Annotated in this window: 22 protein-coding genes; 15 read left to right on the top strand and 7 right to left on the bottom strand. The window is 65.5% G+C overall.

Annotated features, from left to right (window positions below; genetic code table 11):
- Positions 1–10: 10 nt before the first annotated feature.
- Positions 11–1,921 (bottom strand): hypothetical protein, encoded by a 1,911-nt coding sequence (locus QP140_RS05800; RefSeq protein WP_284758638.1) that lies wholly within the window; start codon positions 1,919–1,921, stop codon positions 11–13.
- 37 nt (positions 1,922–1,958) lie between these two features.
- Entirely contained in the window at positions 1,959–2,705 is a 747-nt protein-coding gene (locus tag QP140_RS05805) for a DUF4232 domain-containing protein (RefSeq protein WP_284758639.1), read from the bottom strand.
- Positions 2,706–2,861: 156 nt separating this feature from the next.
- Here QP140_RS05805 and QP140_RS05810 point away from each other — a divergent pair, with 156 nt between their 5' ends.
- A complete protein-coding gene (locus tag QP140_RS05810) occupies positions 2,862–4,031 on the top strand; it encodes an acyl-CoA dehydrogenase family protein (protein ID WP_070757462.1) in 1,170 nt (389 codons plus the stop codon).
- Between the two features lie 184 nt (positions 4,032–4,215).
- Positions 4,216–5,445, top strand: coding sequence for a SulP family inorganic anion transporter (locus QP140_RS05815; protein WP_284758640.1), 1,230 nt, complete (start codon positions 4,216–4,218; stop codon positions 5,443–5,445).
- Positions 5,446–5,525: 80 nt separating this feature from the next.
- Here the strand turns inward: QP140_RS05815 and QP140_RS05820 are convergent, their stop codons facing one another.
- Entirely contained in the window at positions 5,526–6,233 is a 708-nt protein-coding gene (locus QP140_RS05820; protein WP_070760966.1) for an Rv1157c family protein, read from the bottom strand.
- Positions 6,234–6,587: 354 nt separating this feature from the next.
- Here QP140_RS05820 and typA point away from each other — a divergent pair, with 354 nt between their 5' ends.
- The 6 genes from typA (at position 6,588) to dapC (ending at position 13,604) form a co-directional block, all read left to right on the top strand.
- A complete protein-coding gene (gene typA, locus QP140_RS05825) occupies positions 6,588–8,498 on the top strand; it encodes a translational GTPase TypA (RefSeq protein WP_284758641.1) in 1,911 nt (636 codons plus the stop codon).
- Between the two features lie 80 nt (positions 8,499–8,578).
- Complete coding sequence (locus QP140_RS05830) at positions 8,579–10,450, top strand: ABC transporter family substrate-binding protein (protein ID WP_284758642.1); 1,872 nt, start codon at positions 8,579–8,581, stop codon at positions 10,448–10,450.
- Entirely contained in the window at positions 10,443–11,450 is a 1,008-nt protein-coding gene (gene mshB, locus QP140_RS05835; protein ID WP_284758643.1) for an N-acetyl-1-D-myo-inositol-2-amino-2-deoxy-alpha-D-glucopyranoside deacetylase, read from the top strand. The genes QP140_RS05830 and mshB overlap by 8 nt, the downstream gene beginning before the upstream one ends.
- Positions 11,443–11,943, top strand: a complete 501-nt coding sequence (locus QP140_RS05840) for a hypothetical protein (RefSeq protein ID WP_284758644.1) — start codon at positions 11,443–11,445, stop codon at positions 11,941–11,943. The genes mshB and QP140_RS05840 overlap by 8 nt, the downstream gene beginning before the upstream one ends.
- Before the next feature lie 76 nt (positions 11,944–12,019).
- On the top strand, positions 12,020–12,337 hold the full coding sequence (fdxA, locus tag QP140_RS05845; RefSeq protein WP_012359913.1) for a ferredoxin: 318 nt from the start codon (positions 12,020–12,022) through the stop codon (positions 12,335–12,337).
- Positions 12,338–12,434: 97 nt separating this feature from the next.
- Positions 12,435–13,604, top strand: a complete 1,170-nt coding sequence (gene dapC, locus QP140_RS05850; protein ID WP_284758645.1) for a succinyldiaminopimelate transaminase — start codon at positions 12,435–12,437, stop codon at positions 13,602–13,604.
- A 104-nt stretch (positions 13,605–13,708) separates the two neighbouring features.
- On the opposite strand, the gene QP140_RS05855 is transcribed toward dapC, so the two are convergent.
- Positions 13,709–15,133 carry an amino acid permease gene (locus QP140_RS05855; RefSeq protein ID WP_070760956.1) on the bottom strand — a complete coding sequence of 475 codons (1,425 nt, stop codon included), beginning with the start codon at positions 15,131–15,133 and terminating at the stop codon, positions 13,709–13,711.
- A 166-nt stretch (positions 15,134–15,299) separates the two neighbouring features.
- On the opposite strand from QP140_RS05855, the gene QP140_RS05860 reads away from it, so the two are divergent.
- Genes QP140_RS05860 through QP140_RS05875 form a run of 4 tightly spaced genes read left to right on the top strand, consistent with a single transcriptional unit; the run spans position 15,300 to position 18,941 of the window.
- Entirely contained in the window at positions 15,300–16,178 is an 879-nt protein-coding gene (locus tag QP140_RS05860; protein ID WP_284758646.1) for a TIGR00730 family Rossman fold protein, read from the top strand.
- 14 nt (positions 16,179–16,192) lie between these two features.
- The gene (locus tag QP140_RS05865; protein WP_070760952.1) at positions 16,193–16,537 is read left to right on the top strand and encodes a DivIVA domain-containing protein; all 345 of its coding nucleotides are present in this window, start codon (positions 16,193–16,195) and stop codon (positions 16,535–16,537) included.
- Positions 16,538–16,540: 3 nt separating this feature from the next.
- Complete coding sequence (locus tag QP140_RS05870; protein WP_284758647.1) at positions 16,541–18,028, top strand: leucyl aminopeptidase family protein; 1,488 nt, start codon at positions 16,541–16,543, stop codon at positions 18,026–18,028.
- Positions 18,029–18,071: 43 nt separating this feature from the next.
- Complete coding sequence (locus QP140_RS05875; protein ID WP_148812515.1) at positions 18,072–18,941, top strand: methyltransferase domain-containing protein; 870 nt, start codon at positions 18,072–18,074, stop codon at positions 18,939–18,941.
- A gap of 193 nt (positions 18,942–19,134) precedes the next feature.
- On the opposite strand, the gene QP140_RS05880 is transcribed toward QP140_RS05875, so the two are convergent.
- The gene (locus QP140_RS05880) at positions 19,135–20,745 is read right to left on the bottom strand and encodes a hydrolase (protein WP_284758648.1); all 1,611 of its coding nucleotides are present in this window, start codon (positions 20,743–20,745) and stop codon (positions 19,135–19,137) included.
- A gap of 115 nt (positions 20,746–20,860) precedes the next feature.
- Positions 20,861–21,541: an O-methyltransferase gene (locus tag QP140_RS05885; RefSeq protein WP_284758649.1), complete on the bottom strand. Its 681-nt coding sequence runs from the start codon at positions 21,539–21,541 to the stop codon at positions 20,861–20,863.
- 185 nt (positions 21,542–21,726) lie between these two features.
- On the opposite strand from QP140_RS05885, the gene sigE reads away from it, so the two are divergent.
- From sigE to tatB, 3 genes are read left to right on the top strand one after another with little or no spacing between them, the layout of a single operon-like run.
- On the top strand, positions 21,727–22,347 hold the full coding sequence (gene sigE / locus QP140_RS05890; RefSeq protein WP_148812509.1) for an RNA polymerase sigma factor SigE: 621 nt from the start codon (positions 21,727–21,729) through the stop codon (positions 22,345–22,347).
- Positions 22,348–22,357: 10 nt separating this feature from the next.
- Positions 22,358–22,831 (top strand): anti-sigma factor family protein, encoded by a 474-nt coding sequence (locus QP140_RS05895; RefSeq protein ID WP_284758650.1) that lies wholly within the window; start codon positions 22,358–22,360, stop codon positions 22,829–22,831.
- 31 nt (positions 22,832–22,862) lie between these two features.
- Positions 22,863–23,441, top strand: a complete 579-nt coding sequence (tatB, locus tag QP140_RS05900; protein ID WP_148812506.1) for a Sec-independent protein translocase subunit TatB — start codon at positions 22,863–22,865, stop codon at positions 23,439–23,441.
- A 125-nt stretch (positions 23,442–23,566) separates the two neighbouring features.
- Here the strand turns inward: tatB and QP140_RS05905 are convergent, their stop codons facing one another.
- Positions 23,567–24,697 (bottom strand): Mrp/NBP35 family ATP-binding protein, encoded by a 1,131-nt coding sequence (locus tag QP140_RS05905; protein ID WP_070760936.1) that lies wholly within the window; start codon positions 24,695–24,697, stop codon positions 23,567–23,569.
- Positions 24,698–24,762 lie beyond the last annotated feature (65 nt).

A 24,762-nucleotide genomic window follows, 5' to 3' on the forward strand; every position in this document is an offset into this window, starting at 1 on the left:
AGGCTCAAGTTTAGTGGGCCGAGCGCTCCTTGGGGAGGAGCGGACCGATCGCGCCTGCTCCCAGGCACACATAGTTACCGTTCGCGGGGGTGGAGCGCTGTTGTGGGGCCGCCAGAACCTCGATTGTGTTCCCGCCCCCGGAGACCCGCACGTGTTGCTGGTTCAGTTCGGCGGGGACCGCGACCCGGTGCGCGCGGGCCAGGGAATCCTCGTAGCTTTCGAGCCCATTGGGGGTCAGGATGCGCAGCGTGACGGGGGTGCTCGCCGTGGTGTTCAGCACCCAGGTCCACTCGCCGAACTTCAGCGGCGCGCTGAGCTTGACCAGCGTCGGTTCGTTGAGGGGGATCCGCTGTCCGCATTTCTTGCCGTCTGGCTGCTCGTTGACCGCGAGTTTCAGGACGTCCGCGGCCACCAGCTTCCCCTCGTCGTTAAGGAACATGGGGCGTGACGTTCCTGCTGATACGCCGGGCCAATCAGGCAGGGAGCGGGCGACCTCGCCGATGTCGACCCGCGGGCCGTCGTAGCGGTTCGCGATCATGGCCGGGACGGGCTGCGGCAGAAGCGGGGCGGGCGCAGCCCGCAGGCTGGACTTGACGGTGCGCAGCCACTCGGCGGTCTCATCGTCATGCCAGCTATCCAGGTAGTTGACGGTCGTGGCGGTGGAGGAGGCGATGAATCCCACGACGAGGACGGCCTGCACGATAGCGCGGGCACGCGGAGCCTGGGACTTGCCCTTGGCACCATGACGGCGCGTGGTGCTTGTCCGCGGGTCCCCATCAGCTGCCGCCGCGTGGCCAGCGATCCGATGGTCGGGGAGCGCTCGGGCCTCCGCCTGCACGGCAGCCGCGGTGCACAACAGGACGGCCGCGGTGAAGGCATCAGCGTAATAATGCAGCGAGGCGGTGATCACGTCCGCCGTGTTGGCGCCAGAGCGGGCCAGGGCTAGGGCGAGGAAAACCAGCGCCAGGTAACCCAAGGAGAGCACCAGCCCGCAGGCCCGCAGCCGAGTGCCAACGGGCCCCTGGCCATGCCGGACAAGCCACACCGCCACGAGTACGATGGCCCCGACCGCAGCGAGCCAGCCCACTGCAGCCGAGGGGGAGGCGAAGCTGCCACCAGGCGCCCAACGCTCAAAGCTCCACGGCCCACCGAGAACCCCGGGGAGAACTGCGTCCCGCAGCGCCCGCGGTACCGCACCCCCCACCACGGACCCCGACGCCTCCCCGGTGGACGGCGCAGTCCGCGTCACCGCAACATAGAGCACCGCCCACGCGGCGGTGACCAACCACCCAGGCGCAAGGGTGAGGACCCGCATGCGTCGCGACGCGACGTCCTGACACCGGGGATAGAGGAAGGACGGGAAGAACAGCGCCAATGCGGTGAGCAGGGGGAGGACGGAGAGTGCCTTTTCCGTGAACAGCAACCCGACGAAGACTGTGACAGCCACCGCAGCACCGCGCACTGCAAGCCGAGCGCGAGAAGACGGCCTCGTCCGGCGCAGCAGCAACAGCGCCACAGCGCAGGTGATTTGCCAGGCCAGCGCGTTGATGGCCGCCGACCACCAGCCCAGCGCAGCCCCCAGGAATGGGGAGAAACACAGCAGGGCGAGCACCAACGGGCGACCTCGAGCGACCCCACTGGCAGCCCACAGCACAGCAGACACAAAGGTGCCGACCACGATCAGCGTGGCCGGCAGCCACCATTCCAGGGCGGCGATGCGGTCGACCGCTAGTTGGAGAGCGATCGCGCCGGGCATGAGGTGCCCGTCGTGGGGGAGGAAGAGTCCCGTGAACGAGAGCTGCTCCGGGGCGCCGTAGGTGGCGGGGATCAGGAAGTCATCCCAGTACAGGGTGCGGCCAGCCACCCGATATGCGCTGAGCGCAGTGGCGGCGAGAATGATGGCGAAAGTGGCGAACCGCACTGACCTCGCTGCGCCCATGGAACCCCCTGGTCAGCTGCTACTGGGCTGCGCGCACTGGCTGCACGGACATGTACTTATCCTTCCCGGTGCAGCCTTCGAGCCCCTTGAGCTCGATATAGGCGGCGCGGGTCTCCTCCGGCGGGTAGACGCGGATCCCGTCAGCGGCCTTCGGGCTGCACTCCTCAGGGTCCAGCGCCCCGACCTTCGTGATTCGGACGGAGGCGGTTGCGCGGTCTCCCGGCTGGAGGGTCACCTTGTTGGACTCGCCGGATTCCTCGCGATCGGCGCTGGCGCCGAGCTGCGTGCCGTTGTTATCGGTCACGAGGCTGACCCCGGGGTATCCCTCGAGCGAGCACTCCTCGTCGCCAGTGTTCGTGAATACGACGTCCAGCAGGGTGCTGCCAGCAGCGCCCTGCATGTTGTCTGCGTCGATCTTCAGGTTAGGGGTGATGCACAGGCCATCGCGCTTGCGCTCATCTTCCGCGGCTGCCAAGCCAGTGGAATCGGAGTCAGCAGTGGTGGTGGATTCGCGATCCGTCTGCGAGGACAGCGACTGCGGCTCGGCGTCCTCGGGGTTGTCGGAGCCCCAGCTGCAGGCAGCGGTCAGTGCTAGTGCTGCGGCGCCCAGCCCCGCAGCGGCGCGCCGGGCCCACCGGGAAGCGTGCTTGTCTGCGCGAGCGGAGGTGGCTGCGCCCGGCAACACGGCAGGATTCGCAGGGGCGGTGCCCTCATTACCTGGCTGGGATGCTGGGGTGGCGTCGCTATATGGCTGGGACTGAATCATGAATTTTAGGGTAACTGAGCTGCGGAAAAACCGAGAACCGGAAGGGCTAAAAAGTTGTGAAATCGTGACAATGCTGCCCCGGTGTCCCGTGGCGCGCTACAGTGTCAGATAGTTATCTAGAACACAATTCCTGAACGCAATTTGTGGAGGTCACCTATGGGATTCAACCCGGACTTCGAACCATTCAAGCTCCCTGAGGAGTACCAGGAGCTGCGCGAAGCCATCCGCGGCCTCGCGGAGCGCGACATCGCCCCGTACGCGCAGGACGTCGATGAAAATGAGCGTTTCCCGGAGGAGGCCCTCAAGGCGCTGAACGAATCCGGGTTCAATGCGATCCACGTCCCGGAGGAGTGCGGTGGTCAGGGCGCGGACTCCCTCGCGGCCGTCATCGTGATCGAGGAGGTCGCCCGCGTCTGTGGCTCGTCTTCCCTGATCCCGGCCGTGAACAAGCTCGGCACCATGGGGCTGATCCTCAACGGCTCCGATGAGCTGAAGCAGGAAGTGCTCCCGGATATCGCCAACGGTGAGCTCGCCTCCTACGCGCTGACCGAGCGCGAGGCCGGCTCCGATGCTGGCGCGATGAAGACCCGCGCGGTGCGCGAGGGCGATGAGTGGGTCATTAACGGCTCCAAGTGCTTCATCACCAACGGTGGGCGTTCCTCCTGGTACACCGTCATGGCTGTCACCGACCCGGAGGCGGGGGCTCGTGGCATCTCCGCGTTCATGGTTCACAAGGACGACCCGGGATTCCGCGTCGGTGGCCTGGAGCACAAGCTCGGCATCAAGGGTTCCCCGACCGCAGAGCTGTACTTCGAGGACTGCCGCGTGCCGGCTTCCCGCATGATCGGCGAGGAAGGCACGGGCTTCAAGACCGCCCTGCAAACCCTGGACCACACCCGGCCGACCATTGGCGCGCAGGCTCTCGGCATCGCCCAGGGCGCGTTCGACCAGGCCGTGGCATATGTCAAGGAGCGCAAGCAGTTCGGGAAGGCCATCGCGGACTTCCAGAACACCCAGTTCATGCTCGCCGATATGAAGATGAAGATCGATGCTGCCCGGCTGATGATCTACACCGCAGCGTCCAACGCGGAGCGCGGGGTCGCTGAGGGTGGGGAGCGCCTGGGTCTGATGGCCGCCGGTTCCAAGGCCTTCGCCTCCGACGTCGCGATGGAGGTCACCGTCGACGCGGTTCAGCTGCTCGGTGGTTACGGCTTCACTCGTGACTTCCCGGTGGAGCGCATGATGCGCGACGCCAAGATCACCCAGATCTACGAAGGCACCAACCAGATCTGCCGCATGGTCATGGGGCGCCAGATTCTGGGCTAACACCGCAACAGGCGGCAGCCCACTGATCCGCCCCGGAGCGCAATACAGCGCCCGGGGCGGATTTTTCTGTTGCGCGTGGCAAGAGCTGAGCGTTTGCGCTTGGGGGGCGGACAGCATAAACCCCTGGGCTAGGGCTGCACCCCGGCGGTGGGGACCTGCTCTGCAGCCCGTTATGCTTAAGCGCATGCCACGTACCGTTCCCCAGGGGCCTCCGTACCAGTCGGTGGTGGGCTCCTTCCGCGAAGCATTCAGCAGTCAACAAAGATTCCGCACGGAGGTTTTGGCCGGGCTGGCTACCTCCTTCGCCCTGATCCCGGAGGTCATCAGCTTCGCGATCCTCGCCGGAGTGAGCCCCGCGGTGGGGCTGTTTTCCACGGTTGTGTTGTGCTTCGTCATCGCGTTCACAGGTGGGCGGCCGGCGATGATCACCGGCGCTGCCGGTGCCACTGCCCTGGTCATCGCACCCTTGGTGGCCAGCCACGGGACGGATTACCTCATCGTGACGGTCGTGCTGGCCGGCATCATTCAGGTGATCTTCGGACTGCTGGGTGTGGCCAAACTGCAACGCTTTATCACTCCTGAGGTGATGGCCGGATTCGTCAATGCTCTGGGCATCATGATCCTCACCGCCCAGCTGGAGCACATCATCGGCGCCGACTGGCCGGTGTGGGTGCTCTTCGCGATTGGGATCGCGGCCCTTCTGATCTTCCCGAAGATCACTGCCGCGATCCCCGCGCCCCTGATTGCCATCGCGATCCTGACCTTGATGGTTGTGATCCTCAGCTGGCGGGTGCCTGATGTGGGGGACATGGGTGGGCTCACCGGCGGCTTGCCCGAGGTGCGCATGCCAGATGTCCCGTGGACCTGGGAGACCTTCTTCCTCGTGCTGCCTTACGCGCTGGGCTTCGCTGCCGTCGGGCTGGTGGAGTCGGTGATGACGGGCCAGCTGGTGGACGGTATGACCATGACTTCCTCTAACAAGACCCGCGAATGCTGGGGCCAAGGCGTGGCCAATATTGCCGCTGGCGCGCTGGCCGGAACGGGTGGCTGCGGCATGATCGGCCAGACGATGGTCAATGTTGAGGAATCCCACGCCCGCACCCGCTTCTCCTCGATCGCTGCGGGTGGGTTCTTGCTGCTGTTCATCCTTTCGCTGCACCAGGTCGTCTCTGCCATCCCGATGGCGGCGCTGGCTGCGATCATGGTCATCGTCTCTCTGAAGACGATCTCTTGGTACACCGTGAGCCCCAAGGGGCTGTTGCGGTTGCCTTGGCAGCACTCGCTGGTGATGATGTGCGTCTTCACCGCGACCCTGGCCACCAATAACCTCGCGGTCGGTGTGGTCTTGGGCGCTGCGGTGGGCGTAGCGCTCAAAAAGATCGCCCCCACGGAACGCGGGGGCAAGGCCGCTTAGCCGTGTCCGCAAGCATGTGCGCCCGTGGCCCTTGGGGGCCACGGGCGCTGTGCTAGCCGACGATGGTCATCGCGGCTGTTTTAGCGGACGTTGATCATTGCCACGGTCGGGCTGAAACCACAGTTGGACGGGCCGGAGTTCTCTTCCACCGTGGTCACGCCGCCCTCAAGCAGGGCGAGGACGGTGCCCGGGCCGGTCTTTGCGGCGCCGTTGACGGTGCCCGGTCCCTTCGGGTTGATGCCGTTGTTGCCCAGCACGGTGGTGCCAGTGCGGCCATTGTTGATGTTCACCCAGTGGACACGCATCGGGATGGCCTGCTTCTTGGCCGCTGGGCCCGTGCCCAGTGCGGTGAAGACGAAGTTCACCTCGCCCGCCGCCACACCAGGCAGCGGCAGCGGTGCCGGGCCCGGAACAGCCATGGCGGTACCGACGGCCTTGTTTTTGCCATCGATGCACTTCATGGACACCGTCGGGAAGGCGAACTGGGTGAATGCCGGGCCGCCCTTCGGCAGGTAGACACCTGGGTCCTTGTCCCCATCGCCGCGGAAGAAGCCGACCACCGACTCCAGGGCGGACTTGGCCTTATCCGGCAGGCCAGGGGTGTTCGCGAACTGCTCGATCTGGTTCAGCACGTGCGGTGCCGGACGGCCGAGGTGATCGAGAGAGCCGACAGGGGCTGCCTGCGCTGGACTGATGACAGCCGTGGCGCTGAGCGCCATCGCGGCAAAGGTCGTGGCGGCGCGGCGGCCCCACGTGCGCTTGCGAGAAGAGGTGGCCTTGACGTTCATTCCGGGTGGTGCCTTCCAGTGCTGGTTGTGGATTATTTCGGGCCGGCAAACCTGGTGCTGCTCATCACCGCTCTACGGGCGACGGGCAGTCAGCGCTTGCACGCTTGTTGTTTGGTTTGGTTCACAATATCAGCACGGCGTGAAAAGTTGGGGAAAACGATAAAACTTTTCTGGCCGCCACCTGACCCCGGAAGCGGGGGAGTGCACAGGGGTGGCGAGCGCAGGGCGGGATAACGCATGCAGAAAAACTTCGAGGCATGTGGAAAAATAGTGGAGTCAACCGCGGCGCTAACATTGGCACCGTAGGAATAGCCAATCGCTCATAGTCAATATTTTTAAGGAAGCGTTGAACTAGTGACCCATACCGAGTTTCGAAACGTCGCCATCGTTGCGCACGTCGACCACGGAAAGACGACTCTCGTCGATGCCATGCTGCGCCAGTCCGGCGCCTTCGAGCCGCACGCGGAAGTCGAGGACCGTGTCATGGACTCCGGTGACCTGGAGCGCGAAAAGGGCATCACGATCCTTGCGAAGAACACCGCGATTCGCCGCAAGGGGCTCGGTAAGGACGGCTCCGACCTCGTCATCAACGTGATCGACACCCCGGGACACGCCGACTTCGGCGGTGAGGTCGAGCGCGCCCTGTCCATGGTGGACGGTGTGGTGCTGCTCGTCGACGCCTCTGAGGGTCCGCTGCCGCAGACCCGCTTCGTGCTCGGCAAGGCGCTGGCCGCCAAGATGCCGGTCATCATCTGCGTGAACAAGACTGACCGCCCGGATGCCCGCATCGACGAGGTCGTCGAAGAGGCGCAGGACCTGCTCCTCGAGCTGGCCTCCACCTTGGAGGACGAGGAGGCCATGGAGGCCGCCGAGTCCCTTCTGGAGCTGCCGGTGCTCTACACCTCCGGCCGCGAGGGTAAGGCGTCCACCGAGAACCCGGGCAACGGCAACGTCCCGAACTCCCCGGACCTGCAGCCCCTCTTCGACGTCCTGTACGACACTCTCCCGGAGCCTTCCGCCGACATCGAAGGCCCGCTGCAGGCCCACGTCACGAACCTCGACTCCAGCTCCTTCCTGGGTCGCATCGGCCTGGTCCGCATCCACTCCGGCGTGCTGCGCAAGGGCCAGCAGGTCGCGTGGATCCACTACGACGAGGAGGGCGAGCAGCATGTCAAGACCGCGAAGATCGCCGAGCTTCTGCGCACCGTCGGCGTGACCCGTGTGCCTGCCGAGGAGGTCATCGCTGGTGACATTGCCGCGATCTCTGGCATCGACGACATCATGATCGGCGATACTCTCGCCGACCCGGAGCACCCGAATCCGCTGCCGCGCATCGCCGTAGATGAGCCTGCGATCTCCATGACCATCGGCGTGAATACCTCCCCGATGGCTGGTCGTGGAGGTGGCGATAAGCTCACCGCCCGCATGGTGAAGGCCCGCCTCGACCAGGAACTGATCGGTAACGTCTCCCTCCGCGTGCTGCCGACCGAGCGGCCCGACGCCTGGGAGGTCCAGGGCCGTGGTGAGATGGCGCTGTCCGTCCTCGTTGAGACGATGCGTCGCGAGGGCTTCGAGCTTACCGTCGGTAAGCCACAGGTCGTGACCCGCACCGAGAACGGTCAGCTCATGGAGCCCTACGAGAACCTCACCATCGACACTCCAGAGGAGTACCTGGGCAACATCACCCAGCTGATGGCCGCCCGCAAGGGCCGGATGGAGTCCATGGACAACACCGGCTCCGGCTGGATCCGCATGCACTTCGTCGTGCCTGCTCGTGGACTCATTGGTTTCCGCACTGTCTTCATGACCGAGACCCACGGCACCGGTATCGCCAACCACTACTCTGCGGGCTACCAGCCCTGGGCCGGCGAGATCAAGGGCCGCCCGACGGGTTCCCTGGTCGCGGACCGCACCGGCCAGGTCACCGCCTATGCGCTGATCAACCTCGCCGACCGCGGTCAGTTCTTCGTCGAGCCGGGCGCCGAGGTCTACGAGGGCGTCGTCGTCGGCGCGAACAACCGCGACGAGGACATGGACGTCAACGTCACCAAGGAAAAGAAGCTGACGAACATGCGCGCCGCGTCCGCGGACACGACCGTGACCCTGGCGAAGGCCCACGAGATGAGCCTCGAGGAGGCCATGGAATTCTGTGGCTACGACGAGTGCGTCGAGGTCGCGCCGGACGTCATTCGCGTGCGTAAGCTGGTTCTTAACGCAACCGAGCGTGCCCGCGCCCGGTCCCGCGAAAAGGCTCGTAACAAGTAGTGTGCTCTTCGTCCGCGGCGGGGAGCCACCCGCCCGGGCGTGATAGAGCGCTGTGGCGCTGACGGAGGTTGGTCTTGGCAATGACTCAGAGGCAACCTCGTCAGCGCTTTTTTGCTGCCCTCGTGGCCACCCCGGTGGCGCTCAGCCTCGTGCTGGCAGGCTGCCAGGCCCGCCCCGGCGATGCCCCCACCGTGGAAGAGCCGGCTAAGCCCAAGGCCAAGGAGCCTAACGAGGAAAAGAACGAAGACACTCCGGATTCGAAGCTGCGGGAGATCAACATTGGCGTCGATGAATTCGACGGCAACCTGAACCCGCACATCGTCGGAAACCTGGGCCAATCCACGATGGCGGTCGCTGATCTCACGCTGCCGTCCGCGTTCAACCGCTTCGGCAACCGCTGGGTGATGAACAAGGACCTCCTGGTCAAGGTGGATGCCGATAACCCTGAGGCGCCGACCGAGGTGGCCTACACCCTGCGCCCGCACGCCCAGTGGTCCGACGGCACCCCGATCTCTGGCAGTGATTTCCAGTACCTCTGGGATGAGCTGCGCACCCAGCGCATCGCGGAGAATGCGGCCCAATACAGCAAGATCTCTGGGATCAAGGTCTCCGGGGGAGGCTCAAGGGTTCGCGTGAGTTTTAGCGAGCCGCAGGAAGGTTGGCGGCAGTTGTTCCGGCATCTGCTGCCGAGCCATATCTATCGGGCTGAGGGGCAGCAGTTCGCCACGATGATGAACGAGCGATCGGTGGCCTCGGGCGGAGCTTATCGGGTTCACGCAGTAGACGCTGGGCGCGGTGTCATTGAGCTGCAGCGCAACGACCGCTACTGGGGATCAGCCCCTGCCGCCACGGATAAGCTGATCCTTCGGGCGGTCCCGGATGTTCACACGGGGGCGCAGATGCTGCGCTCCCGGCAGCTGCAGATGTACGCCTCCTACCCAGCGGGGCTGGCGGCGCTGACCCTCGGCGAGGTGCCGGATGTCCGCGGTACCCAGCGGGACCGGAAGGTCCAGCTGAACTTCGCTCTCAATCTCGATTCGGAGCGGATGAACCAGATGGCTGTGCGCCGCGCAGCCTTGGCGGCGATCAAGCCAGACACCGTGGCGCAGATCGTCTCCGGGAATAGGGACGTCACCCCTCCGGAATGGGGTGAGCGACCCACCGAACAGATGCCGGACGAGGCCCGGGCTTTGTTCGACGAGCGCCCCTTCACCATCGCCGCTCCCAATAACGACAAGCAGGCGGCCATCGCCGCCCGCACGATCGCTGATGAGCTCAGCCGCAACGGGATCAACGCCCAGGCTCTGACCGTGGATGCGGAAAATCTGCTGGAGGAGATGATCCCCGAGGGGGAGGTAGACGCGTCGGTGCTGTGGGGGCGCACCCCGGATACCCCCACGGACGTGGCCAACCAGTTCTCCTGCGTCCAGCCGGAGACGCTGCGTCAGGCTGAGGAACGGGCTGCCGAGGATAAAACGTCGGGCGAGGACAGCAAGTCCGAGGAGTCGACCGTCAGCTCCGCGACCAGCGAAAAGGCCTCCGAATCCGACAAGGCGAGCTCGTCACAAGAACCTGGCGAGACGGAGGCCACCCCGTCGGTGGAGCCGGCGGAGGGGTCCCCGCAGCGAACCTTCGGCGCGAACATCACGGGCCTCTGCGACCCGGCAATAGACGAAGCCATCGCCGAGGTGCGCGACGGTGAAGATTCCGCCGCAGCTATCGAGCAGGTGAACGCGCTGGTGCAGAACCAGTCCGTGCTGTTGCCACTCTTGCGCGATGAGCAGTACTACGCTGCGAGCCCAGAGTTCGTGGGCTCCGACAAGCCCGTCGAGCAGTGGCCTTTCGACCCCTATAGTGGAATTTTTTTCGGCGGTGCCCGCTGGACGCGCCAGGACGTGGCGGAACCGACGACGGCAGCCCCAGAACCGGAGGTACCACGTTCAGATGACTAAGCCCGCCACCCACGCGGCACCGCGCCGGGTGATGTTTATCCACGCCCACCCGGATGATGAATCCTTGTTTACCGGCCTATTGGTGGCCGCGAGCTCCCGGGTAGGTGCGGAGACTTCCGTGCTGACCTGCACGCTCGGTGAAGAAGGGGAGGTGATCGGGGAGAAGTACCAGAACCTCACCTCCGAGCACTCCGACCTGCTGGGCGGTTTCCGCATCGGGGAACTGCAGCACGCCCTCGAGTACCTCGGGGTTCAGCAGGGCCCGCAGTTCCTGGGTGGGCTGAGCCGCTGGCGGGATTCCGGGATGGCGGATACCCCGACGATCTGGCACCCCCGCGCCTTCGCCGGGGAGTCGGAGGATAACTGGGAGCTACAGGTTGAGCAGCTGCTCGGGGTGCTCCGCCGTGAGCGCCCGGAGGTGCTCGTCACCTACGGCCCCGACGGCGGCTATGGGCACCCCGACCACATCCGAGCCCACCGGGTGACCCACGAAGCAGTCCGCCGGCTCGTGGACGCGGGCGAGGAGGCCGCCCCGCACGAGATCTGGTGGGCCGTCACTCCGGCAGGGGCATTCCACGCGGCGATGGCGGGCGCGGAGGTGCCGGAAGGCTGGCGTAAGGCGGAGGACGGGGAGGTCGCGCTGGTCGCGGAAGAGTTTATCGACGCCTTCGTCCAGGGCGCGCCCGAGGACGTCGCGGCCAAGCGGAAGGCGATGGCGGCGCACGCCACGCAGTTGTGGGTCGCCGACGGTACTCGAACGGACGTCAACCCCGAAGCTCGGGACGTGGTCACGCCGACGGGGGAGTACCTCTTCGCGTTGTCGAACCTCATCAGCCAGCCGATCCTCCCCGTCGAGGGTTATCAGTTGGGCTGGGTGAAGAACGCTGACCCAAACACAAACAGACAGATCAGTCTGCTACACTTTGACTTCGTGGTTCCCAGCAACGGGACCGCCCAAGAACACGGTAACGACGGGAAGGTACGGGGTGAGAATGGCTGACAACGCGACAAGCCAAAACCACCGTGCCGTCAATCCCGAAGAGACACGCCGGAGCGAGCCTCACTGGGGAGACCCGAACCGCAGTCAGGTGCGCCGTGACACCACCCGCCGCGAACGGATTGCGGGGATCGCCTGGCTGAGCGTTGGGGCTGCCTTCGGGCTCTTCGTCTCCGTGCTCTACCTGGGCAGCCGCATCAGCATCGGCGAGGTGAGTATTCCGTTGCCTTGGACGATCCTCTTCGCGGGAGTGTTCAACTGGATCATCACCAAAACCGCGCTGCTGTGGACCCCGAATAAAGCGATCGCTGCCATCCCCACCTGGATCTGGCTGGCGGGATTCATCGCGCTGCTGATGTGGCCTGCTATCAGCTCCAGCGGGGATACCTTGATCCCGCAAAGCATCACCACGCTCGGCCTGCTCGCAGCGGGGCTGCTGGGTGGCGCGATTCCGGTCATGTATATCGACCCCACGGCCGATCGTGATTCGAATTGAACCCGCCCGAGTGACAGAATAAAGAGATAAGTGCTTAGCCGTTAGCGCTAGACCCGATAGTGCATAAGGGAGAATAATGACCTACACGATTGCGCAACCATGCGTCGACGTCCTGGACCGCAGCTGCGTCGAAGAGTGCCCAGTGGACTGCATCTACGAAGGCAAGCGCATGCTGTACATCCACCCAGATGAGTGCGTGGACTGCGGCGCGTGTGAGCCGGTCTGCCCGGTCGAGGCCGTCTTCTACGAGGACGACATCCCGGAGGAGTGGGAAGAGTACAACGACGCCAACGCGGCGTTCTTCGACGACCTGGGCTCCCCGGGCGGTGCTGCGGCGCTTGGCCCGCAGGACTTCGACGCCCCGATGATCGCGGCCCTGCCACCCCAGGCCTAAGTGGCTGGAAGGCCGGCCTTCACAGTGTCGGCCGCGTGCCCGGCTCCCGGTGCTTCTGGTGGGGCACCGGGAGTTTTTCAATGAGGAGAGTGAACCCGTGACTCGACGGTCACCAGCTTTTCGCACCCCCGCCGCCGAGCGGCTTCCAGCGTTTCCCTGGGACACTCTGGCTGAAGCGACGCAGCGAGCTGCCGCCCACCCCGACGGGATGATTAACCTCTCCGTCGGAACGCCAGTCGACGACGTCCCCCCGAACGTCCAGCTCGCGCTGGCGGAGGCCGCGTGGCAGCCGGGCTACCCGCCTACCGAAGGTTCCGCTGAACTCAGGGAAGCCATCGTGGCCGCGATGGCCCGACGCTTCGGTGTCACCGGGCTCAGCGAGGATGCCGTGGTGCCGGTGATCGGCACCAAGGAGGCGATCGCGAGCCTGCCGATGGACCTCGGCATCCATGCCGATTCGCTGGTGGTCATCCCAGAGCTGGCGTATCCGACCTATGAGGTCTCCGCGAAACTCGCGGGCTGCCGGGCGCTGCGCGCTGATTCGCTGCTGAAATTGGGGCCCGAAACTCCAGCCCTGATTTACCTCAACTCGCCCGCGAACCCGCACGGCGCAGTGCTCGGGGTAGAGCACCTTCGCAAGGTCGTGGACTTCGCCCGGCAGCGCGACTGCATCGTTGTCTCCGACGAGTGCTACCTCGGCCTGGGGTGGGAGGCCACCGAGGTGGCCGACGCGCCCGTCTCCATCCTCGATCCGCGGGTCTGCGATGGCGACCACCGCAACCTGATCGCGGTGCATTCGCTGTCGAAGACCTCCAATATGGCCAGCTACCGCGCGGGCTGGCTCGCAGGTGACCAGGAGCTCATGGCTGAGATTCTCGGGATCCGGAAGCACGCCGGGGGCATGGTGCCGGGGCCGATCCAACGCGCGATGATCGCGGCGCTGAGTTCCGATGATTTCGAAACCCTGCAGCGGCAGCGCTACAGGGAGCGCCGTGAGGTGCTGCTTGCCGGGCTGGCCGCTGGCGGTTTCACGGTCGAGCACTCCGAAGCCGGGCTCTATATCTGGGCCACCGAAGGCCGGGATGCGTGGGAGACGGTGGACCGGTTCGCGGAACTTGGCATCCTCGTGGCTCCGGGGCACTTCTATGGCCCCGCTGGAGCACAGCATGTCCGGGTGGGGCTGACCGCTAGCGATGAGCAGATCGCCCAGGCCGCCCAGCGTCTCGCCGCGCTGGGTGAGGGCGCGGTGGGTGAGGGCGCGGTATAGATTCAAAGAAAACGGCCTCGGAAGCACCATTCTGTGCTTTCGAGGCCGTTGACTTTTCTTGCCACGTGAGGCGCCCCAGGAGGGCCCGGGGCGCCGGTGATGTTCTAGAGCGTCATCTCCTCGTGGTCCTGGGCAGCAGGGTTAACCTTGCCCACGATGTAGCCCAGTGCGGAGAGCGCAGCGAAAGCGACGGCCACGGTGATGACCTGGCCTCGGGCCGAGGGATCCCACAGCATGAGGATGGTGAGCCCCAGCAGCAGGGCAACGGTCAGCCACGGCAGGAACGGGTAGCCCCACATCCGGACCGGCATCTTGCCGCGGGCCTCGAGAGCCGGGCGCAGCTTGATTTCGGAGAGCACAATCATCACCCAGATCACCAGCAGCGAGCCGCCGACGGCGTTGAATAGGATGCCGATCAGGTTCTCTGGGCCCCAGACCTGCAGGGTCACCGAGAGGAAGGCGAAGAACAGGGATGCCCACACTGCCGGGATCGGAACCTGCTTGGAGTTCGTCTTCCGGAAGATCTTCGGTGCGTAGCCAGTGCTACTGAAGCTGAACAGCAGGCGGGAGGTGGCGTAGATCTGGGCGTTACATGCCGAGAGCAGGGCCAGGACGATGACGATCTCCATGAGCATCACAGCACCCGGGATGTTCGCCAGCTCCAGCACGCGGGTGAAGGGGGACTCTGCGGCGGTCTCAGCGTCACCCAGGGTGGAGTACGGAAGCAGGGCGGTGATCAGGAAGACCGAGCCCAGGTAGAAGACGGAGATGCGCCAGATGACGGCGCGCACGGCGGAGGCAATGGAAGTGGTGGGGTCCTTGGCCTCGGCTGCGGCGATGGTCACGATCTCGATTCCGCCGAATGCGAAAGCAACAGCGAGTAGGCCGGCAGCCATGCCGGAGATGCCGTTCGGCGCGAAGTCGCTGAAGTGGGAGAGCCCAGGGCTCTCGAAGCTCGGGAAGAAGCCGAAGAGCAGGCCCAGGCCGATGACGAGGAAGATGACGATGACCGCGACCTTGATGAACGCGAACCAGTACTCAAACTCGCCGAAGCCGCGCACGGCGGTGAGGTTGACGATGGTGAAGAAGACGACCGCGATCAGGCCAGGAATCCAGCCATCCACGCCGAACCACTTACCCATGATGGCGCCGGCGCCGGTGATCTCGGCGCCCATGACCATCACGAGCATGAAGTAGTACAGCCAGCCGAGCGAGAAACCCGCCCAGTTACCGAATGCCAGGCGGCCATAGGTGGCGAAAGTGCCGGAGGCCGGGCGCGCGGCCGCGAGCTCGCCCAGCATCTGCATCACGAAGATGACGATGACACCGGCGACGATGTAGGACAAGAGGACAGCAGGGCCGGCTGCTTCGATGCCGACGCCTGTTCCGAGGAACAGGCCGGCACCGACAGCGGAGCCGAGGCCCATCATGGTGAGGTGTCGGGTTTCAAGCCCCTTGCCGAGGGCGGAGCCACTCTCTGGGGTTGCCGCTGTGGTGTCGGCAGCCGACTGAGTATTGGGGGAATTCATGTATGAATTAGACCATATTCACGCGCGCGTCAGACAATGAAGTCCACTTCTTTGCCCACTTCCGGGCCTGCGGGGGCGCGCACTGCACCTGTTAAGGGGGAATGCTGGCCGTGCCAGGAGATTGTCGGCGGCCACGTGTCCTGGGTCACCGTTAAGATGAGTAGCGATGACTACTGAAGACCCCACCCCCAACTTTCCGGCCACAGATTCGGCCAATCTCTCCGATTTTCGTTTCCGTGGGCCCGTTCTGTACCGGGGGACTCCGGACTCAGAGCCGCAGGACTCCACGACCGACCAACGCCTGCTTCAGCCCCAGGACAGCACCGACTGGTTGCACACGGATCCGTGGCGCGTGATGAGGATCCAGGCCGAGTTCGTTGACGGCTTCGGCGCGCTCGCGAAGATCCCGAAGGCGATCACCGTCTTTGGCTCCGCACGCGTCCGGGAAGACCACGAGTACTACAAGCTCGGCCAGCAGATCGGCACGCTGATCGCCCGCAGTGGCTACGCCACGATCACGGGCGGTGGTCCAGGCCTGATGGAGGCCGCGAACCGGGGTGCGGCAGATGCGGGCGGGCTCTCCATCGGCCTGGGCATCGAGCTGCCCCACGAGCAGCGCCTCAACGACTGGGTGCAGCTGGGCATGAACTTCCGCTACTTCTTCGTGCGCAAGACGATGTTCCTGAAGTACTCCCAGGCCTTCATCTGCCTGCCTGGCGGTTTCGGTACCCTCGACGAGCTCTTCGAGGCTCTGGTGATGGTTCAGACCCAGAAGATCCAACGCTTCCCGATCATCCTCGTCGGGACGGAATTCTGGGGTCCGCTGGTGGACTGGATTAAGGAGCGACTCGTCGAGGAGAAGATGATTTCTCCCGAGGACGTCGACCTGATTCACCTCACGGACGACCCCGAGGACGCCATGGAATTTTGCCACCGTGCGCACGATAAGCACACCGAAAGCTTGAAGCGCCGCCGCGAGGACCTCGAACGCGAGCGCGGTCGAATCGAGGAGGAGCTGGAGATGCTCCGCCGGGAGCAGCCCTAGGAGAAACCCCAAGGATGTACTGGATCTTTTCGATCGCCGGCGCGGCACTTGTCGCGGGGCTTCTCGTTTACCTGGTGGGGCGCGTATTCGGCCCGGGGGAGTACACCGGGCCGCGAGCAGACCACCCCGCCGAAAGGCAGGCAGCGGAGTTCCGCGCGAATTGTGAGCTCACCGGGGCGAACCTACGGCAGGTGAAGTTCACCCGCTCCCTCCGCGGGTACGACGCGGCCGAAGTCGACGCCCTGCTCGAGCGGCTCGCCACCCACCTCGGCGACCCAGGCCAGCCGGGCGACTATAAGCAAGCGCCCCCAGCCGCCGGGGATAATAAGGAAGATAAACAAGCAGCAGAAAGGGCATAAACCGTGGCTCCCATTCCCAAGATTCCGCAGGCTGTACCCGAGATCACCTTCGGCGCGCCCGTCGAGGGAACCGAAGTGCTGAATGTGCGCTTCGACGCGGATCGCGAGCCTGCCCGCGGAGTTGAGATCAGCGCGAACGGAGAACCCGTCGAATGGGTCGTGGGGCTGCCTGATGCGCCCACGCGGGCATCTGACTTTTCCGAGCACAGCGACTTTCTCGACGACGGCTGGCGCGCCCGCGGGGCGCAGGTCATCCGCCACATGAACCAGGTCGTCGCAGGCCACCCGGTGCGCTCCAAGCGTCATCTCGTCCAGCTTCACCTGCCCGCCAATATCAAGCCGCGCCAGCTACGCTCCCTCATCATCGGCGCGATCGTGGGCGGCCACGAGTTCGTCACAACGAATGAGAAGCGACCCGGTGCGGTACGCAACCTCCACCTGGCATGGGACAACCCGGCGCACCGCAGCATCGACAATCGCACGAACCTGGGGCTGCGCCGCGCGGTGCGCGACGGCGTGCAGCTGGGTAAGGCAACCTGCCTGTCCCGGGATCTGGCTAATGCCCCCAGCAACGTGAAGTCCCCGGAATGGCTGTCTAAGCGCGCGAAGAAGCTGGTCGGGAACATCCCGGGCGTCAAGGTGAAGGTCCGCGACGCCGAGTGGCTACGTAGCAAGGGCTTCGGCGGCATCATTGCGGTGGGCTCCGGATCTTCCCGGCCGCCGGTCATGGTGGAGATGGTGTGGGATCCCGAGAGCATCGGCTTGCCACAGCGCCGCAGCCCCATCGCCATGGTCGGCAAGGGAGTGACCTTCGATACCGGTGGTATCAGCATCAAGCCCGCCGCTGGGATGGATCTCATGCGCACGGACATGACCGGCGGGGCGAGCGTCATCGCCGCCTTCCGGGCGCTCGCGGAAGGACAGGTGCCGCGCAAGGTCGTCGCGATCGTCCCGATGGCGGAGAACATGGTCTCCGGGGACGCCTACCGGCCGGGAGATGTCATCGAACACTACGGTGGCATTACCTCCGAGGTGACCAACACCGACGCCGAGGGCCGCATGGTCCTGGCCGACGCGATCAGCTACGTGGCCAAGAAGTACGAGCCGAATGCCATCATCTCCATCGCCACGCTCACGGGTGCCGCGAAGCTGGCCCTGGGCCTGCGCACGGGAGCGGTGTTCGCGCCCACCCCGCAGGTAGCGCTGAAGCTCGCGCGCCGGGGTGCCCAGGTCGGTGAGCAGTGGTGGCCGCTGCCACAGCCGAAGTACCTGGAGCAGGCGGTGGATTCGAAGATTGCGGATGTCCGCCAGGCTCCGAAGGGGCCGGGTGCGACCACTGCGGCGATGTTCCTCCGCCGGTTCACCCGCGGGGTCGACCTGATCCACCTGGATATCGCTGGTCCGGGACGCGCGGAGCAGACCTACGCGGAGGTCTCGCCGGTCGGTACCGGGTTCGGTGCCCGCACACTTGTACAGTGGTTAGCCAAATAGTTTATAAAAGAAGTTCTTGAGGCTTGAATGAAGGAGCGCGACTGTGCTTTCTGATGTGATTGATCTGCTGGCGGACCCGGTGGACGGAACCGCGCTGTCGGCTGGTGACGCGCAGTGGCGAACCCTCGTGTCCGACTCGGGGCATAGCTACGACATCGCCCGCCAGGGCTACGTAACGCTGGCCGGCGGGGCCGGGCTTCGTTACTCCGGCGATGACGCCGCGATGATTAGCGCCCGCGAAACCTTCCTCACCGGCGGGCACTTCGCTCCCTTCGTCGAGGCCGTCACCCACAAGGTGGAGGACGTGCTGGACGACGCTGGGGTCGCGCCGAGTAGCCACCCAGGGCTGGTGGAGATCGGTGCAGGAACCGGTTACTACCTGAGCCACGCGCTCGACACCATCGAAAACTCCCGCGGCGTGGGCATCGACGTCTCCACCGCGGCGGTCAAGCGCCTGGCTAAGGCCCACTCCCGCATTGGCGCTGTCGTCGCGGACGCCTGGTCGCGACTGCCGATCCAGGACGAGTCCGTGGACGCCATCATGGTCGTCTTTGCCCCGCGCAACGCTGCCGAGTTCGCCCGCATTCTGAAGCCGGGCGGGGAGGTCGTCGTCCTCACGGCGGACGCCGGCCACCTGCACGAGCTACGCGAGCCACTGGGCATCATCGAGGTTGAGGAGGGCAAGGTCGAGCGCATGATCGAGCAGGCCTCCGGCCACCTCACCCCGGTCGGGGAGTCGGAGACCGTGGAGTTCGAGATGACCCTCGACCAGGATTCCATTGCCGCACAGATCGGCATGAGCCCGTCCGCGCGCCACATTCACTCCAAGGTGCTCGCCGAGCGCATCGAGAACCTGCCGCCGCAGATGAACGTCACCGCGCGCGCGAAGATCACCCGCCTCGCGAAGGCCTAACGCGAGCAGCAGGGGAGAGGCAAGCCCCCTTGCTGGCGCTCACACTGTTGCCGGCGCCTCTCCGCGGCACGCGCGCTCACCAGCGGCCAGCCAACTCAGCGCCCCACAGCAAAGCTAAAGCCCGGGCAGGGAACACGCGTTCCCGCCCGGGCTCTGGCATTGCTCACGCAGAAAGCCGTGGCAGATACCCGCTTTAATCCAGATCCAGCAGGTCGTCGATAGCGCCGGCCTCGATGTCCCGATCAGCTTGCGCAGAATCTGCGATGATCTGCTCCTGAGCGGCGGCAGAATTCAGACCCGCGTGCAGGCGCTGCAGCTGGCGGCCCAGGGTGACCATCGAGACTTCGGTGCGGGCCCCGCCGGTTGCGGTGACCTTAACGTCACTGACCGGTACCGCCGCCGAGATACTGCTCGTGAGCGTCGCCGCACCTCCGTCGGCGTAGACCTCGCACAGCGGGCCGTCGATGAAAACGGTGAGCACGTCGGCCTCTGGGTCTGCGAGGGACGCGGTGCGGGTGTCGCCTTCGCGGGTGACGGACACCGCGTCCTTGGTGTAGGTGATCAGCGCGATCTCCCCGCCGTCCATGTTGCGCACGCTGAGCTCCACCTTTCCTTCGCCTGGAGCAAGCTGTCCGGTCCAGATGAGCCCGAAGTCGGAGAAAGCGTGCACGGCTTGCGGGGCGCCAACGATGTCCTGGTACAGCGACCCGTCCAGCAGGGTGAGGGCGCGCGGCGTGGACAGGCAGTTGGCCCAGTCCGCGCCGGTGCTGGCGTCCGGGTGGGCGCCCACCAGGCCAATCAGCGCGGGGGTATCGCCCGGGACGATGCGGGGACGGGTCAGGTCGTGGCCGTGGTCCAGGACGCGGAACTCACCCTGGGGCCGGAAAGTGACCTTCCCGGCAGAGGGGGTGTCGATACGTCCGACGAGGTAGCCGGTGACCTCGTCGCCCTCGGCCTTCCAGGTGCCGTCGTCGCGGTAGGTGAGGATGAGGACGTGGTAGTCCTGGCCATCGCCCTGGTCGGTCATCTTGACCAGACGCGGGGCGAACGGGCGGGATGCGGGTAGGGACACGTCGCCGTCGATCTCGACCGCACCGGCCACGCGCCAGCGCTGACGGTCCTCGGAGAGAAGCCAGACGATCTCGGCGTCCTCGTCGTTGACGAGGTTCAGAGCCAGCATGCCCCAGCTATCCTCGCCGAGGGGGACCACACTCGGGGTGACCAGGTCAGCGACCGGGTGGGCGGAATCGTCGACGTCGATGGGGCCCAGGCGGCGCACGCCGGCGGCCACGGCCTTCGGGTCGTCGGAAACTTCGTTGAGGGTGGCGAGGTTGTCGATCTGGGCGCGTTGGATGCGGAAGGTACGCGCGCCACGGCGGCCATTCGCGACCTGGCTGCCCAGCAGTTCTTCGCGCTTGGCGCCCGCGTCGCGTGGCTCGGAGGTGACGAAGATCAGCTCAACGGTCTCCGGGGTGCCGTCTGCGGCCGGGAGGGTGAGGGCGGAACCCGCGAGGACGTCCAGCTCCTCGCCCTCGGGCTTGAGGACGTCGTCGTTGATGTCCCAGTCGTAGGGGATGTGGGAGGCGGTGACGTGCGCCCACCGCGAGCCGTTGCTGCGCTTCGTGCGGAACTGGTGGAAGACGTGGATCGCGCCATCGGCGAAGACGGCTCCCGCCGGGGCCTCGAGCACACCGCGTTCGGCGGTGATGTGAAGCTCTGGGGCCTGGTGGGGGAGCTCCGCGTCAGTGCCTGCAAGCTGCGGGTTGACCGGCGCGGAAGTGTGTTCTGCGGAAGGGTTAGCCATGACCCCGTTTATACCAGCGGATTGCGTGCGAGGCAGGGCGGAGTTCGCCCAGCTAGCGCCTGCCGGGACGCTGCCGCCGGTGGAAAGAAGGTAGCCGTGGGGGGCGAAGGAGGGACTAGTGCTTTGTGATGATGGTGGCGCCGGCGCCGACGGGCAGGCGGGCGGCGGTCACGCCGTCCAGGCTCGTGATGTACTCGTCGGCCTCGCGGGCACAGACGGACTGGCGATCGGTGCGCTCCGCGTCGGCGAGGGTGCCGTCCAGCAGCGTGTCCAGCAGGAGGAGAACACCGCCGGAACGAAGAGTGGGGAGGGTGGCTGCCACGGTGGCCTCGATGTCCTCGACCGCGCACTCTGCAATCGCGAGGTCGTAGCTGGTGGAGGCGAGTCGGCCGATGACGTCCAGGGGACGGCTGGGTAGGAAGCGGAAGCCGTTGCTAGCGATGCCGATCTGCTTGAAGGCATTCTTCGCGAGCTGCTGGTGCTGGACCTCAGGCTCGATGCAGGTCAGGTGCGCCTGGGCGGCACCGGCGGCGTAGAAGCCGCGGAAGAGGTGGGAACCCAGCAGGCCACACGCTGGGGACATGATGATCCCGGTGGGGGTGTGGCCGCCCAGCGCCGCGCGGCCTGCGGTGTTGGCCGCGAGGAACCGGAGGAGTTCTGCGGTCACGGCGTCCGGGACGAGCAGACCGAATTCGCGGGCAGCTTCGGCCGCGGCGGCGAGTGCCTCATCGGCAGGGGTGGTCTGCTCGACGTAGGACTTGATGGCGTTGATGCTGGAATTATTTGCAGAGTTCACGATTGTCGAGACTATGGCACGGGGACTTGATTTGGGTTCAAGACATGCCTGATAGGGCGGGGTTTTTAAGGAAATAGAAACGCTTGTTAATCACTGTGGCCAAAGTGGGGTGGCGGCCAAAGTTCACAGCGTTTCCCCAGTCGGAAACTACCCCGCAGGGAACTCCGCATGACATGCTGAAAAACATGACTCACTCGAACGCCAGCCCCCACCCCCAGGCTGACGGGCAGGTAACGAGCCCTGCCACCACCGCCGCATTTGATGCCGGCGAGGCTGAGATGCCCTCCTGGTCCGAGCTGGTGGCCGAGCACGCTGATCGCGTGTACCGGCTGGCATATCAGCTTTCTGGCAATCAGCAGGATGCCGAGGATCTGACCCAGGAAACCTTTATGCGGGTGTTCCGCAGCCTCAAGCACTACCGTCCTGGCACCTTTGAGGGCTGGCTGCACCGCATCACCACGAACCTCTTCCTGGACATGGTGCGCCACCGATCCAAGATTCGGATGGACGCACTGGAGGAATACCCGGAGTATTGGACCCCGGCCGCCTCCTCGGAGCCCACGCCTGAGGCTGCCTTCGAGCTCAACCACCTCGACCCTGCCTTGGATGCGGCGCTGGCCGACCTGCAGCCGGAGTATCGTGTGGCGCTGGTGCTACGGGATGGTCTGGACATGAGCTACGACGAAATCGCCGTCACTCTTGGCGTGAAGTTGGGGACAGTGCGCTCCCGCATCCACCGCGCTCGTGCGCAGATGAAGGCTAGGCTCGTGGAAAAGCAGGGTGAATTGCACTACGTCGGATCCTAAGGTGGGAGCTATGGAGATCGGTCACTTGGGGCCGGAGGCCATCGCCGCCCTCGTGGATGGGGAACTGAGTCCCCGCGCGGCTGAACGCGCGCGCATTCATCTTGTGAACTGTGCGGACTGCCGCCGTGAGGTGCTGTCCCAGCGCGAGGTTGCCCAGGCGATGCGTACCGCCATGGCGCAGCAGCACGGCCCGGGCCACACGGTTGAGCACGAGGGCCAGGGGCTGCCCGCCGCACTGCTGTCGCGCTTGGCGGCGATCCCGCAAGACTCGGTCGATCCCCAGGCGGCTGCGCGAAACGGTCACAACACGCGTGCCGCTGGCGTCGCCGCTGCTGGCGACCGTGGCCGCGCGGGTGCGCGCAGTGGGGGAGATGGCGCCGAGCAGAAGCTGAATTTCGATATCGCTGGTCGGCGATTCCCGCGCACGCTGGCGGCGAAAATCGAGCTGTTCATTCACCAGCTTCGCGACGCCAGGAGGTCTTAAGTCCGCTTGTCCGGTGGGCTAAAGTGGAGGCGTGTTTTCTTCCATCAGTTGGTTCAACATCCTGGTGCTGCTGATCATCGGGCTGATTGTTATCGGCCCGGAGCGGCTGCCGGGAATGATCAAAGATATCCGCGCGGTGGCGTTGGCCTTTCGCAACCTCGTCAACGACGCGCGTCGCCAGCTGGATGAGGACTTCGGCCCTGAATTCAAGGAATTCCAGAAGCCGCTGAGCCAGATCAACGAGTACCGCCGGATGGGGCCGCGCGGGCTGGTAACCAAGGCTCTCTTCGATGGGGACGACGCCTTCTTTAACGACCTGGAGAACACCGGCCGCCAGTTGGCCGACTCGGTGAACTCGGTGACCAATCCGGCCGGGCACACCAGCGCCGAGCGCCCCTCCTCACAAGCCCCGCTGGCCGGCTCCCAGGCAGGGGCGGGGGACCAGGGCGCAGGGAGCGCCTCCACCGCGGCGGCTTCGGCCAGCTCTGCCGGCCAGGGAGCACCGGGCGGCTCCCCGGTGCGCACGCCGAGCCAGCAGCCCCAGCAGACTGCGGCGGGGGAGCCCGCGGCGCCGCCACGGGCAGCCGGGGTGTGGGACGACGTCCTCTAACGCCCACTGGGAGCCCTAGCCGGGAGCGCCGTGCACTTTAGTTGCTCCGCCAGGGCACTGTGAGAAAGCGAACCGCCCGCTCGCTGAAGATTCAGCGAGCGGGCGTTAGCCGTTGAGTCCAAAAGCTACTTGCGGGTGACCCCCAGGCCGAGGGACTTGCCGGCCAGGGAGGAACGCCGCAGCGCCAGGTGATCGGCGATCGCGCCGAAGGCCTGAGCTGCCTCAGAGTTCGGCTCTGAGAGGGCGATCGGGTTACCCAGGTCGCCGCCAATGCGCAGGTTCGGATCCAGCGGGATCTGGCCCAGCAGCGGCACCTTCGTACCCGCGATCTGCGACAGGCGATCGGCCACCAGCTGGCCACCACCGGAGCCGAAGATTTCGTTCTTCGAACCATCCGGCATCTGCATCCAGCTCATGTTCTCGATCACGCCGCCGATGCGCTGGCGGGTCTGCTGCGCGATGGAGCCCGCACGCTCCGCGACCTCCGCGGCAGCCGCCTGCGGAGTCGTCACGATCAGCAGCTCAGCGTTCGGCACCAGTTGCGCGACCGAGATCGCCACGTCGCCGGTTCCCGGTGGCAGGTCGAGCAGCAGGATGTCCAGGTCGCCCCAGAACACGTCGCCGAGGAACTGCTGGATCGCACGGTGCAGCATTGGGCCACGCCACACGACCGGGGAGTTGTCGCCGACAAAGTGGCCGATGGAGATCAGCTTCACGCCGTGCGCCTGCAGTGGCATGATCATCTCGTCGACCTGGTGCGGCCGGTCGGTGCTGCCCATCATGTTCGGGATGGAGTGACCGTAAATATCGGCGTCGATCACACCGACCTTCAGGCCACGGCGCTGCAGGGAGACCGCCAGGTTCACCGTGGTGGAGGACTTGCCCACACCACCCTTGCCGGAGGCCACAGCGTAGACGCGGGTCGTGGAGTCCGGCTGCGCGAACGGGATCACCGGGTCGGCGGCGTCGCCGCGGACGAGCTTGCGCACCTCGCGACGCTGCTCGTCGCTCATCACGTCGGTGGTGACGGTGACGTTCTCGACGCCGGCCACGCTTTCTGCGGCCTTCCTCGTCTCCTCCGTGAGGTGGGACTTCATCGGGCATCCCGCGATGGTGAGGTAGATCTCGACGGCCACGTCGGCGCCGTCGATCTCGATGGACTTCACCATGCCGAGTTCGGTGATCGAGCGGTTCAGCTCCGGATCCTCGACCTTCGACAATGCGTTGCGAATATCAGATTCTTGAACCATGGGCATCGCCTTAAATCTGCTTCTTTACCTATAAGTGTTTTTCGAGGGTCGTGGTCACAGAAACCGACCCT

It is taken from the genome of Corynebacterium sp. UMB9976, from assembly GCF_030212265.1.
In the GTDB taxonomy this organism is placed as follows: domain Bacteria; phylum Actinomycetota; class Actinomycetes; order Mycobacteriales; family Mycobacteriaceae; genus Corynebacterium.

Bases quoted from the DNA above. Each gene is read 5' to 3' on its own strand.
- QP140_RS05855 (WP_070760956.1), bottom strand. From the start codon at position 15,133: ATGAATTCCCCCAATACTCAGTCGGCTGCCGACACCACAGCGGCAACC.
- QP140_RS05860 (WP_284758646.1), top strand. From the start codon at position 15,300: ATGACTACTGAAGACCCCACCCCCAACTTTCCGGCCACAGATTCGGCC.
- sigE (WP_148812509.1), top strand. From the start codon at position 21,727: ATGACTCACTCGAACGCCAGCCCCCACCCCCAGGCTGACGGGCAGGTA.
- fdxA (WP_012359913.1), top strand. From the start codon at position 12,020: ATGACCTACACGATTGCGCAACCATGCGTCGACGTCCTGGACCGCAGC.
- mshB (WP_284758643.1), top strand. From the start codon at position 10,443: ATGACTAAGCCCGCCACCCACGCGGCACCGCGCCGGGTGATGTTTATC.
- QP140_RS05805 (WP_284758639.1), bottom strand. From the start codon at position 2,705: ATGATTCAGTCCCAGCCATATAGCGACGCCACCCCAGCATCCCAGCCA.
- QP140_RS05895 (WP_284758650.1), top strand. From the start codon at position 22,358: ATGGAGATCGGTCACTTGGGGCCGGAGGCCATCGCCGCCCTCGTGGAT.
- QP140_RS05815 (WP_284758640.1), top strand. From the start codon at position 4,216: ATGCCACGTACCGTTCCCCAGGGGCCTCCGTACCAGTCGGTGGTGGGC.
- QP140_RS05820 (WP_070760966.1), bottom strand. From the start codon at position 6,233: ATGAACGTCAAGGCCACCTCTTCTCGCAAGCGCACGTGGGGCCGCCGC.
- QP140_RS05830 (WP_284758642.1), top strand. From the start codon at position 8,579: ATGACTCAGAGGCAACCTCGTCAGCGCTTTTTTGCTGCCCTCGTGGCC.
- QP140_RS05905 (WP_070760936.1), bottom strand. From the start codon at position 24,697: ATGCCCATGGTTCAAGAATCTGATATTCGCAACGCATTGTCGAAGGTC.
- QP140_RS05840 (WP_284758644.1), top strand. From the start codon at position 11,443: ATGGCTGACAACGCGACAAGCCAAAACCACCGTGCCGTCAATCCCGAA.
- QP140_RS05810 (WP_070757462.1), top strand. From the start codon at position 2,862: ATGGGATTCAACCCGGACTTCGAACCATTCAAGCTCCCTGAGGAGTAC.
- QP140_RS05880 (WP_284758648.1), bottom strand. From the start codon at position 20,745: ATGGCTAACCCTTCCGCAGAACACACTTCCGCGCCGGTCAACCCGCAG.
- QP140_RS05865 (WP_070760952.1), top strand. From the start codon at position 16,193: ATGTACTGGATCTTTTCGATCGCCGGCGCGGCACTTGTCGCGGGGCTT.